The organism is Streptomyces sp. NPDC030021 (assembly GCF_055574035.1).
In genome coordinates this window covers 232908-244111 of record NZ_JBVIAH010000005.1, presented here as the reverse complement: position 1 = coordinate 244111, position 11204 = coordinate 232908, and the positions used below count along the sequence as shown (strand labels likewise).

General features: G+C 73.2%; 1 pseudogene. It reads right to left on the bottom strand.

Annotation, left to right across the window (positions count from 1 at the left end):
- Window positions 1–438: 438 nt before the first annotated feature.
- A pseudogene (locus ACZ4YL_RS12205) lies at window positions 439–11136 on the bottom strand (type I polyketide synthase); the annotation flags it as partial.
- Between the last annotated feature and the right edge of the window lie 68 nt (window positions 11137–11204).

Here is an 11204-nt window from a genome sequence, read left to right as displayed (position 1 = left end):
GTGTTCCGTTCTTGTTTTCCTCCCCCGTATCCCGTCAAGAACTTCCCCCTTCTCCCGTCCCCCCCACACACGGGCCCCCCCCCGAACCTCCATGGTCCGGCACTCGTATGTGTGGAGGTACGTAGGTCCGTTGGCTCGCGGGTCCCTGCGTCCCCAGGTCCGTGGTTGCGCACGTCGGTCAGGTGCGTGGGTCCGTAGGCCTGTAGGCCCGTAGGCCTGTAGGCCCGTAGGTGCGCGTACGCTCGCTCCCCGTGCTCAGGGGGCCGCGCTCCTCGGCCCACGACCCGTCCGTGCCTCCCCGCGTACAGCTGCGCGCGGGGCCGTTCCGCCTCGTACAAGGCCGCGCACGAGGCCGCGCACACGGCCTCGCACACGGCTGTGCGCCGGGCCGTCTTGCTCGGCCCGGCGCACCGGTGGGGGGATTTCGGTGGGGTGGGATCAGTCGGAGAGGCCCAGCTCCTCGTCGAGGATGCCGAAGATCTCGTCCGCCGAGGCGAAGTCCAGACTCGCGGCGCCGGCCTCGGCGTCCGGGGCGGGGCCCGAGCTCTCGACCCATCGGGAGGTCAGGGCCCGCAGTCGGGCCGCGATCCTGGCATGCTCACCGCCGACGGGGACCGCCGAGCCCAGGATGCTCTCCAGGCGGGCCAGTTCGTCCTCCAGGGAGGGCGCCTTCTCCTCCACCACCAGCACACCGTGGAGATGTGCGGCCATTGCCGTCGACGTCGGGTGGTCGTAGATCAGCGTCGACGGCAGCCGCAGGCCGCAGGCCGACCCGAGGCGGTTGCGCAGCTCCACGGCGGCCAGCGAGTCGAAGCCGAGCTCCGAGAAGCCGCGGTCCGCGTCGATGGCGTCCGGGCCCGCGTGGCCGAGTACGCCCGCCACATGAGTGCGCACCAGAGCGACCAGCAGCCGCAGCTGCTCCTCGGCCGACAGTCCCGCGAGCTGCTGGGACAGCGCCTTGGACCCACGACCGGTCTCCGCAGCCGCCCCGGCCCGGCGGCCCCGTCGGGCCGGCGTCCTGACCAGGTCACGCAGCAGCGACGGCACCCCGTCCACCGCGGCGTGGGCCCGGATCGGGGCCGTGTCGAGACGTACCGGCAGCAGGGTGGCCCGTTCCGAACGCAGCGCCGCGTCGAACAGCTCCAGGCCGTCCGCCACCGTCAGCGCCGAGATGCCGGAGCGGGCCATCCGCTGCTGGTCGACGGCGGCCAGGGTGTCGCCCATGCCGTCACCGGATTCCCACAGGCCCCAGGCCAGGGACACACCGGGCAGACCGGCCGCCCGGCGCCGCTGGGCCAGGGAGTCCAGGAAGGAGTTGGCCGCGGCATAGTTCCCCTGCCCCGCGCTGCCCATGGTGCCGGCGAGCGAGGAGAAGAGGACGAAGGCCGACAGGGGCCGACCGGCGGTCAGTTCGTGCAGGTTGACGGCCGCGTCGACCTTCGGGCGCAGGACACTGTCCAGCCGCTCGGGGGTGAGGGACGCGAGGGTGGCGTCGTCGAGTACGCCCGCGGTGTGCAGCACGCCCGTCAGTGGGTGCTCCTCGGGGATGCCCTTCAGCAGGGTGGCCAGTGCCGCCCTGTCGGTGACGTCGCAGGCGGCCACGGTGACGCTCTTGGCGCCCGAATCGCCCAGCGCGGCGCAGAGTTCGTCGACTCCCGGGGCGCTTTCGCCCCTGCGGCTGACGAGCAGCAGGTGCTGCACGCCGTGCTCGGACACCAGGTGTCGAGCCACCACGCTGCCCAACGCGCCGGTTCCGCCGGTGATCAGGACCGTGCCCTCCGGGTCCCAGCCGGCTCCCGGCGCCCCGCCCTCGGCGGTCGGTTGCGGAGCCCGGACCAGTCGTGGTGTCAGCAGGGCGCCCCCGCGGACCGCCACCTCGGGCTCGGCCAGGGCCACCGCCGCGGGCAGTGCCCGGTACGAGTCGTCCGTGCCGTCGGTGTCAACCAGGGTGAACCGTTCCGGGTACTCGGCCTGCGCCGAGCGGACCAGCCCCCACAGCGGGGCCCGGTCCAGGCCCGGGACCGTATCGCCGTCGGATGCGGCGACCGCGCCCTCGGTGAGAACCACCAGCCGGGATCCGGCGAGCCTGTCCTCGGCGATCCAGTCCTGGAACACCGTCAGGGTCCGACGGACGGCGGACCTGGCCGCGTCCGCCAGGCCGACCGGGCCCTCGGTGGAGACGGCCGTCGTTTCGTCCAGCACCACCACGTCGGGCAGCGCGCGTTCCGCGAGGAGTGCCGCGAGGTCGGCGTGGACCGGGGTGCCCGCGCCGAGTGCCGTCGCCGTGGCGGAGCCTTCTCGACCCAGAACGGCCCATCGGACGTCGGGAGTTAGGGCGGGGGTCGCGGCTTCGGTCCAGTTCAGCCGGTAGAGCGAGCCGGTCACGGCGTCCTGCCCGGCCCTGAGCTGCTCGGCCGGCACCGCACGGGCCACCAGCGAACGTACCGAGGCGACCGGACTGCCGGTCTCGTCCGCCACATCGACGGTGATGCTCTCGGGTCCGGAGGTGTGCACGCGGACCCGCAGTGCCGCCGCCCCGGTGGAGTGCAGGGTGACGCCGTTCCAGGAGAAGGGAAGCCGCGGCCCGGAGGAGTCGTCGGTGCTGTCTGCTTCGCCGAGGAGCGTCGCGTGCAACGCCGCGTCGAGGAGAGCGGGATGCAGGCCGAACGCCGCGCCGTCCGCGTGTGCCTCCTCGGGCAGGGAGACCTCGGCGAAGACCTCGTCGCCGCGCTTCCAGGCGGCCCGCAACCCCTGGAACACCGGGCCGTATCCGTACCCCCGCGCGGCCAGATCCGCGTAGGCACCCTCGACGGGGAGCCGCTCCGCCCCCTTCGGCGGCCAGTCCGCCAGGTCGAAGGACTCGGCGGACCCGTCGGCGGTCGCGCTCGTGGATTGCCTGGTGGGCTGCCCGGTGGGCTGCTCCGGCAGGAGTGTGCCGGTCGCGTGGACCGTCCACTCGGCATCCGCGCCGCCGTCCGTGGACTCGCCGTCCGGCCGCGAGTACACCTGTACCGGCCGCGCTCCCGTGTCACCTGGAGCACCGACCGAAACCTGGACCTGGACGCCGCCCCGTTCGGGCAGCGCCAGCGGCGCGGTCAGCGTCAGCTCGTCCAGTCTGCCACTGCCGGCCTGGTCGCCCGCCCGTATCGCCATCTCGACGAACGCGGTACCGGGCAGCAGGACCGTACCGGCCACCATGTGGTCGGCGAGCCACGGATGGGTGTCCAGGGACAGCCGTCCGGTGAGCACCACCCCGCCGGATTCGGGCAGTTCGACGGCCGCGCTCAGCAAAGGGTGCGTGGTCGGGTCAAGACCCAGTGCGGAAACGTCACCGAGCACGGGTGCCGAGTCCAGCCAGTAGCGCTCGCGCTGGAAGGCGTACGTCGGCAGATCCACCCGGCGGGTGCCCGCGCCCGCCAACAGAGCCGGGGCGTCCAGCTCCTGGCCCCGGACGTACGCCGCGGCGACGGCCGCGAGCAGTGTGCGGATCTCCGGGCGGTCCTTGCGCAGGGCCGGTACGAGAAGGGCCGCTTCCGGGTTCTCCAGGGTCGACTCGGCCATCGCGGACAGGATGCCGTCGGGGCCCAGCTCGACGAAGGTCGAGACGCCCGCGGCTTCGAGCGCGCGGATGCCGTCGGCGAAACGCACGGGGCTGCGGACGTGCCGCACCCAGTACTCCGGGTCCGACAGCTCTCCCGCCCCGGCGATCCGCCCGGTCAGGTTCGAGACCACGGCGATGCGCGGCTCGGCGAATTCGATCTGCCGCACCACCTGCCGGAACTCCTCCAGCATCGGGTCCATCAACGGCGAGTGGAAGGCGTGCGAGACCGCCAGCCGCTTGGCCGCGATCCCCCGGTCGGCAAGTTTTGTCGCGATGTCGTACACGGCCGCTTCGGAACCCGAAATCACCACGGAACGCGGTCCGTTGACAGCTGCGATGCCGACCCGGCTCTCCCGGCCGGTGAGCAGCGGAAGCACGTCGGCTTCGGCGGCTCGTACGGCGAGCATCACTCCGCCGGCGGGCAGGGCCTGCATCAGACGGCCGCGGGCCGCCACCAGGGTGCCGGCATCCTCCAAGGAGAGAACCCCGGAGACGTGCGCGGCGGCGATCTCGCCGACCGAGTGGCCGGCCAGGAAGTCCGGCCGCAGACCGAACGACTCGACGAGGCGGAACAGCGCCACCTCGACCGCGAACAGCGCGGCCTGGGTGTACGCGGTCTGGTTCAGCAGACCCTGGTCACCGCCCTGGTCACCGCCCTGGTCACCGAGGATCACGTCCCGCAGCGGGCGTTCGAGCCGACCCGTGAACTGATCGCACACCGCGTCCAGCGCCTGCGCGAACACCGGGTACTGGGCGGCGAGTTCACGGCCCATACCGGCACGTTGGCTGCCCTGGCCGGTGAACAGGAACGCGAACCGGCCGGTTCCGGCGCGGCCCGTGACCACATCGGGCGCCGTCGCGCCGTCGGCGAGGGAAGCGAGGCCGTTCAGGAACACCTCCCGACTGTCCGCGAGGACAACGGCGCGGCGCGTGTGCGAGGTACGAGTCGTCAGGGCCGCGTGGGCGACATCGGCGAGGCCCAGGTCCGGGTGGGCGGTCGCGAACGCGTGCAGCCGCGCCGCCTGTGCGCGCAGGGCCGCTGCGGTGCTGCCGGAGAGCACCCAGGGCACGGGGACACCCGAGGGCCACTGCCCGGTCTCCGCCGGAGCCTCGACCGACTCCTCCCGGGGAGCTTCCTCGATGATGACGTGCGCATTGGTACCACTGATGCCGAAGGACGAGACACCGGCCCGGCGGGGCACACCGTCCACCCGCTCCCACGGCCTGGCCTCCGTCAGCAACTCGACATCACCGGCCGACCAGTCCACATGCGAGGACGGAGCATCGACGTGCAGCGTCCTGGGCATCACACCGTGACGCAACGCCTGCACCATCTTGATGACACCGGCCACACCCGCCGCAGCCTGCGTGTGCCCGAGGTTCGACTTCACCGAACCCAGCCACAACGGACGACCCTCCGCCCGCTCCTGCCCGTACGTCGCAAGCAGCGCCTGCGCCTCGATGGGGTCACCCAGCGTCGTACCCGTACCGTGCGCCTCCACCACATCCACATCGGAGAACCTCAGACCGGCACTCGCCAACGCGGCCCGAATGACACGCTGCTGAGAAGGACCGTTCGGAGCCGTCAAACCGTTGCTCGCACCGTCCTGGTTGACGGCGGAACCACGTACCACCGCCAATACCTGATGACCATTCCTGCGCGCGTCCGAGAGCCGCTCCACGAGGAGTACACCGACACCCTCGCCCCAGCCCGTGCCGTCCGCAGCCTCCGCGAACGGCTTGCAGCGGCCGTCGGCGGCGAGGCCGCGCTGACGGGTGAAGTCCACGAACGTCTCGGGGGTGGCCATCACGGTCACGCCACCGGCGAGCGCGAGGCTGCACTCGCCCTGGCGCAGCGCCTGGATGGCCCAGTGCAGGGCCACCAGGGAGGACGAGCACGCCGTGTCCACCGAGACCGCGGGGCCTTCGAGTCCCAGCGCGTAGGACACGCGGCCGGAAACCACGCTGCCGAGCGTGCCGTTGCCCAGGTATCCGCTGACGTCGTCGGGGACCGCGCCGAGGCGCGAGGCGTAGTCGTGGTACATCACACCGGCGAAGACACCGGTCCTGCTGCCCTTGAGCGAGGCCGGGTCGATGCCCGCCCGCTCGATGGCTTCCCACGAGGCTTCCAGGAGCAGTCGCTGCTGCGGGTCGGTGGCCAGGGCCTCGCGCGGGCTGATGCCGAAGAACTCGGCGTCGAAGTCGGCGGCGTCGTGCAGGAAGCCGCCGGATCTGGTGAGGGTCTTGCCGATCTTGCCGGGCTCCGGATCGTAGAGCCCTTCGGTGTCCCAGCCGCGGTCGGTGGGGAAGTCGGTGATGCCGTCGCGCCCGGCGGCGAGCAGGTCCCACAGGTTCTCCGGCGACTGCACGTCGCCCGGGAAGCGGCAGCTCATGCCCACGATCGCGATCGGTTCGTCGTACGAGAGGGCCGCGGCCGGGCCGGCCCCGGCGGCGGAGGCCTCGACGGCGCTCTCCTCGCCCCCGACGAGTTCGGTCTTCAGGAACCGGGCGAGGACGTCGGACGCGGGGTAGTCGAAGACGAGGGTCGCGGGCAGCCGCAGTCCGGTCTCCTTCTGGAGCCGATTGCGCAGCCCGACCGCGGAGAGCGAGTCGAAGCCCAGTTCCTTGAAAGCGCGTTGTGGCTCCACGGAGTCCTTGGCGTCGTGGCCGAGAACGCCCGCGACCTGGGTGCGTACCAGGTCGAGCAGGTATACGTCGCGCTCCTCGTCCGGCATCCGCGCCAACCGCTCCTGGAGCGTGCCGGTGCCCGCGGCCGGGCCGCCGGACGCCGCACGGCGTGCCGGGGTGTGGACCAGGCCGCGCAGCATGGCCGGGGACTGTCCGGAGGCGCGCTGCAGGGCGGCGAAGTCCCAGCGCGCGGGCAGCAGTACGGCCTCGTCGGCGGCCAGCGCGGCGTCGAAGAGCCCGGTGCCTTCGTCAGGTGAGAGGGCGAGGACGCCCGCCTCGGCCATCCGATCGAGGTCGGTCCGGGTGAGGCGGCTGCCCATGCCCGTACCGCCGTCCCACAGGCCCCAGGCCAGCGAGACCGCGGCAAGGCCCTGGGAACGGCGGTCTGCCGCGAGGGCGTCCAAGTAGGCGTTGGCCGCCGCATAGTTGCCCTGACCTGCACCGTCCAGAGTGCCCGCCACGGAGGAGAACAGGACAAAGGCGCTCAGGTTCAGTTCGCGGGTCAGCTCGTGCAGGTGCCAGGCCGCGTCGATCTTGGGCCGCAGGACGGTGTCGAGGCGTTCCGGGGTGAGGGCGGGGATCGTACCGTCGTCGAGGACACCGGCCGCGTGCACGACGCCGGTCAGCGCGTGTCCGGCGGGGACGGCCTCCAGCAGTTCCGCCAGCGCGGCCCGGTCGGTGACGTCGCAGGTGGCGAAGGTGACGCTGTCGGCACCCGCCTCGGCCAGTTCCGCGCGGAGTTCGGCGGCCCCCGGGGCGTTCTCCCCCCGCCGGCTGACGAGCAGCAGGTGCCGTACGCCGTGTACAGCGACCAGGTGGCGGGCGAGGAGCGCGCCCAGGCCGCCGGTCGCACCGGTGATCAGGACGGTGCCTTCCGCGTCCCAGACCGGCGCCGAGTCCGGCGTGGGGACGGGGAGTTGGGGGACGCGGGCCAAGCACGGCACGAGGACGGCGCCCGCGCGGACGGCCGTTTCGGGCTCGCCGGAGGCAACGGCGGCGCGAACCGCGGGCAGTTGCCCGGGAAGGGCGTCCACATGGACCAGGACGATCCTGCCCGGATTCTCCTCCTGCGCCGAGCGCACCAGGCCGGTCACGGCGGCGCCCGCCAGGTCTCCCTGCCGGGTGACGACGGCCAGCGTCGCCGAGGCGAACCGCTCGTCCGACAACCAGGCTTGGAGGAACTGGAGGACCCGCAGCACCTCACCGCGCACGGCGTCGGGGTGGGTGTCCGTGGTGGCCGCGGGACGGGTGCCGGTGGTGCCCGCGGCGAGCACGACCACGTCCGCAGGCGTGCCCGCCGCGGCGGCCAGTGCGGCCAGGTCCGCGTGGTGCTCGGCCCGTCCGCCCGCCGCGCGCAGCGCCTCGACGAGGCCGTCGGTGTCGTCGCCGAGTACGGCCCAGCGGCCGGTGTCCCGGACCGGTCCGCTGCTCACGGCCGGAATCCAGTCCAGCCGGAACAGGGCGTCGTGGGTCGCGGTCGAGGCGGCAGCGAGTTGTTCGGCGGTGATGGTGCGCAGTGCCAGGGACTCCACGGACGCGACGGGAGCGCCGGTGGCGTCGGCGATCTCCAGCGACACGGCTTCCTGGCCGTCGGGAGTGAGGCGCACCCGCAGCGCGGTGGCACCCGTCGCGTACAGGGACACCCCGCTCCAGGCGAAGGGCAGCCGGATGCTCCCCTCCCCCGGGTCCGTCGCGGCGCGGTCACCGAGTCCGGCGGCGTGCAGGGCCGCGTCGAGGAGCGCGGGGTGCAGGCCGAAGCGGCCCGCCTGGTCCTGTGCGTCCTCGGGCAGCGCGATCTCGGCGAAGACGTCGTCGCCGCGCTTCCACGCGGCGCGCAGGCCCTGGAAGACGGGCCCGTAGCCGTAGCCCTCCTGAGCCATCCGTGCGTACTCGCCGGACACGTCGACGGCGGTGGCGCCCTTCGGCGGCCACGCCGTCAGGTCGAACGCGGCCGCGTGCTGCTCGGGCACGAGGCTGCCCGCGGCGTGCACGGTCCAGGGCGCGTCCGGGGCGCCGTCCGCGCTCCGGTCGTCCGGGCGCGCGTACACGTGGACCGGGCGCCTGCCGTCGTCACCGGGTGCGCCGACCGACACCTGGACCTGGACGCCGCCGCGCTCGGGGAGCACCAGCGGCGCGGTCAGCGTCAGATCGTCGAGCCGGCCGCAGCCGACCTGGTCGCCCGCTCGTATCGCCATCTCGACAAACGCGGTGCCGGGCAGCAGGACCGTGCCGCCGGCTGCGTGGTCGGCCAGCCAGGGCTGGGTGTCGAGACCGACGCGGCCGGTGAGCACCGCTTCGTCGGCGTGGGCCAGGGCGATCGCCGCGCCGAGCAGGGGGTGGTCCGCGGCACTCAGGCCCAGCGAGGCGGCGTTGCCCGTCTCCAGAAGGGCTTCGGGCCAGTGCCGCTTGCGCTGGAAGGCGTACGTGGGCAGATCGACGCGACGGGCGCCCCGGCCCTCGAAGAAGGCCGCCCAGTCCACCGGGACGCCGTGCACATGGGCCTCGCCGAGCGCTTCGGCGAGCGCCCCGGGACCGTTGTCGCGCGCTCCGGGGCCGTCGATGACCACGGCGGGTGCGCCCGCCTCGGGTGCGGCGTTGCGGATGCTGTCCGTGAGCGCCGGGTGGGCGCCGGCCGCGAGGAAGACCGTGTGGCCGGTCTCCAGGAGGGCGCGGGCCACCGCGTCCGTGTCTTTGTCGTCCCTGGCGTCGTCCCGGTCCGCTGTCCAGTACGCGGCGTCGAGTGCCGAGCCGTCCAGGGCCGCGCCGGTCGCCGCCGAGTACAGGGGGATGCGTGTCGGTCGGGGATCGACGCCCGTGGGGGTGCCGGCTGCGACGCGGGCCGCGTCGGTCAGGGACAGCGCCCCGGCGACCTGGGCCGCGGCGATCTCGCCGCTGCCCTGCCCGAGTACGGCGGCGGGCCGGACTCCGTACGCGCGCCACAGGGCCGCGAGCGAGACCAGCACGGCGAACAGGCCGGCCCGCGCCACGTCCGGGCGCTCCGGCGCCGGGGCGCCCGGCTCGTCGCGGACCACGGCGAGCAGGTCCCAGTCCGTGTGGGCGCGCAGCGCGCCGGCGCTCTCACGGAAGGTCTCCGTGAAGGCCGGTGAGGTGTCGAACAATGCGACTGCGGTGTCGTGCCAGCGTGTCGTGTCTCCCGGGAGCACAAGCGCCGTACGGGGCTCACCTGTTGCCGCGCCGCGGACCAGACCGGCGGCGGGTTCACCGGCGGCGAGCGCGCGCAGCGCAGCCAGTGTGCCCTCCCGGTCGGACGCGGTCAGTGCCGCGCGGTGCTCCAGGGGGGTGCGTGAGGTCGCCAGCGAGTACGCCACGTCCAGCGGGCGGGGCGGCGCGTCGCCCTCGATGCGGCGCAGGAGGCGCTGTGCCTGGGCGCGCAGCGCGGGTTCGCTCGCGGCCGACAGGAGGTGGGGCACAACGGTGCCGGTCGGCTCCGCGGGGGCGTCCACCACCGGGTCGGTGGGCGGCGCCTCCTCGATGATGACGTGGGCGTTGGTACCGCTGATGCCGAAGGACGAGATGCCCGCGCGGCGCGGCGCACCGTCGACCCTGTCCCAGGGCAGCGCCTCGGTGAGCAGCTCGACCTCGCCCGCCGCCCAGTCCACCTGGGAGCTCGGCGCGTCCACGTGCAGTGTCCTGGGCAGTACGCCGTGCCGCATGGCCTGCACCATTTTGATGATGCCCGCGGCTCCGGCGGCGGCCTGGGTGTGGCCCATGTTGGACTTGATGGAGCCCAGCCGCAGCGGGCGGCCTGCGGGGCGCTCCTGGCCGTACGTCGCCAGGAGTGCCTGCGCCTCGATGGGGTCGCCGAGCCGGGTGCCGGTGCCGTGCGCCTCCACCGCGTCGACCTCGGCGGCGGAAAGCCGGGCGTTGGCCAGGGCCGCCCGGATGACGCGCTGCTGCGCGGGACCGTTGGGCGCGGTCAGGCCATTGCTCGCGCCGTCCTGGTTGAGGGCGGAGCCGCGTACGACGGCAAGTACTCGGTGGCCGTTCCTGCGCGCGTCGGAGAGCCGCTCCAGTACGAGCATGCCGACGCCCTCGGCCCAGCCGGTGCCGTCCGCGGACTCCGCGAAGGACTTGCAGCGGCCGTCCGGAGCGAGGCCGCGCTGTCTGCTGAACTCCACGAAGGTGCGCGGTGTCGACATCACGGTCACGCCGCCGGCCAGGGCGAGCGTGGAAGTGCCCTGGCGCAGCGACTGGCTCGCCAGGTGCAGCGCCACCAGGGAGGACGAGCAGGCGGTGTCGATCGACACCGCCTGACCCTCGAGACCGAGGGAGTACGAGACACGGCCCGAGACCACGCTGCTGTCGGTGCCGACGACGAGGAAGCCCTCCGCACCCTCGGCGACCGTGCCCGGCTTGGCGTGGTAGTCCGCGGCCATCACTCCGACGAACGCGGAGGTGAGGCTGCCGCGCAGGGTGCGCAGATCGATTCCGGCGTTCTCGAACGCCTCCCACGACGCCTCCAGGACGGCCCGCTGCTGGGGGTCGGTGGCGGACGCCTCGTGCGGGCTCATGCTGAAGAAGGACGCGTCGAACAGCGGTGCTTCGTGCAGGAACCCGCCCTCCTTCGCGTAGGTCTTGCCGGAGCGCGACGCGTCCTCGTCGAAGATTCCGGCGAGGTCCCAGCCGCGGTCGTCCGGGAAGCCGGTGATGGCGTCCCGGCCCTCCGCGACCAGGTTCCACAGGTCCTCGGGGTTCTCCACACCGCCGGGAAATCGGCAGCTCATGCCGACGATGGCGATCGGCTCGTTGGCGGCAGCAACGGCCTGGTCATGGCGCTGGCGCAACCGTTCGTTCTCCAGGAGAGACGTGCGCAACGCCTCTGCTATCTGCTCGACAGAAGTACCCACGGCTACTTTTCGCCTTCCTCAGTCACTCGGATTCCCCAGTCATCGCA